Annotated in this window: 1 protein-coding gene; it reads left to right on the top strand. The window is 61.3% G+C overall.

The features are described from left to right. Positions 1-1,701: glycosyltransferase family 39 protein (locus tag BLO43_RS16180; RefSeq protein ID WP_254773521.1), on the top strand; the 1,701-nt coding region annotated here is incomplete at both ends.

The raw sequence follows: 1,701 nt of genomic DNA, 5'->3' as shown, positions 1-1,701 counted from the left end.
ATTTTCCGTGGTGATTCCCACGCTTGACGAAGCAGACCACATAGATCCATTACTGACGCGTCTGTTTGCACTGGATCTGGTACCAGGTAGTTTTGAAGTCATTTTTGTCGATGATGGTTCGCGCGATGGAACTCCCGGTCGGGTGCGCGCCTGGGAGGCGCAGGCGAACGTGAGATTGATCGAGCGGCATGAGCAGCCGGACCTGGCAGGATCGATTCTGGCGGGTGTGGAGCTGGCGCAGAGCGATGTCATCGTCGTGATGGGTCCGAGTCATCCGCCTGAGCGGCTACCCGCTCTGGTGGCCCCGCTACTGGACGGCAGCCATGACGTGGCTGTCGGGAGCCGCCATGCGCCGGGCGGCGGCACCGGGGGATGGCCACACCGCCAATGGCTGTCGCGCCTGGGGGACTGGTTTGCCCGCTCTCTCTGTGATGTGAGTGACACTACCTCGGGATTCTTTGCCTTCCGCCGGGAACTGGCCGCCACTCTCACCGAACGCGCTCGCGGATATAAAACCCTGCTCGAACTGCTCATGGCCGGCCAGGGCAAGCTTAGAGTCGTGGAAGTGCCTGTTTGCTTTCAGCAGCGCACGCATGGCACCGCCAGGCTATCGTTCCATTCCCAATGGATTGATCTGAAACGCCTGATGACACTGGCTGGCGGCACGGTTTCCTTCGGTAGCACCGGCCGGTTTGCGGCGGTGGGGCTGTTGGGTATCGTTATCGACATCCTCCTGTTCCAGTGGCTCATGAGCCGGGGTGCCGGCCTCGCGCTGGCGCACATCGTGAGTTTCTTCGCCGCCGCCGCGGTGAATTACCCGCTCAACTCGAAATGGACGTTCCAGCCTCCCCCCGCAGGCTATCCGCGATGGTCTCATTTTGGCCGTTTCCTGACGATGGGGCTATTCACCTTGCTGATGCGCGGCGGGGTCCTGGCATGGCTGGTCTATGGCTGGCATATGGCCCCCATGCTGGCGATATTTCCCGCTGTCGCAGTCACGGCCGCCCTCCAGTATCTCGGTAGCGCCTTCTACGTGTTCCCTGTCCGGCAGGACCTTCCTTCGGCGGATGTGCGCTGGCGGGTAGCCTCGCTCGGCATTGCCGCCTTTGCCGTACTGCTGCGCCTGATCTACCTGGGCCAGGCACAGCTGATTCCCGATGAGGCCTATTACTGGAATTATGCCCAGCACATGGAATTGAGCTTTCTGGATCACCCCCCCATGGTGGCGTGGCTGATCTGGCTGGGCACCGCCATCTTCGGCGATACGGAGTTCGGCGTTCGCATCGGTGCATTCATCTGCGGCCTGATAACAATGGGCTACCTGTATGCGCTGGCACGCAACCTGTACGACAAATCCACCGGCATGCGCGCAGTGCTGCTGTTGACCATACTGCCGTTTGGTTTTGTCCCGGGCATGTTAATGACAGCCGATGCCTCCCAGATGGCCGCTTGGGCCGCCACGTTGTACTATATGGAACGGGTATTGCTGGCGTCGGATGGCAACCGAGCCTGGCTGGGCCTTGGCATTGCTTTTGGCCTGGGGATATTGTCCAAGTATACGCTGGGCCTGCTGGGACCGGCGGCGCTGCTGTTCGTGATTCTGGACCCCGCCTCACGCCGCTGGCTGCGCCGTCCGCAGCCATACCTCGCCGCCGCGCTTGCCCTTCTGATGTTCTCGCCTGTCATTATCTGGAATATGGA

Origin of the sequence: Nitrosospira sp. Nsp13, assembly GCF_900101945.1 — a bacterium.
Taxonomy (GTDB): Bacteria; Pseudomonadota; Gammaproteobacteria; order Burkholderiales; family Nitrosomonadaceae; genus Nitrosospira; species Nitrosospira multiformis_D.
Note: the sequence above shows the minus strand (reverse complement) of the source record. Positions and strands in the feature narration are given on the sequence as shown.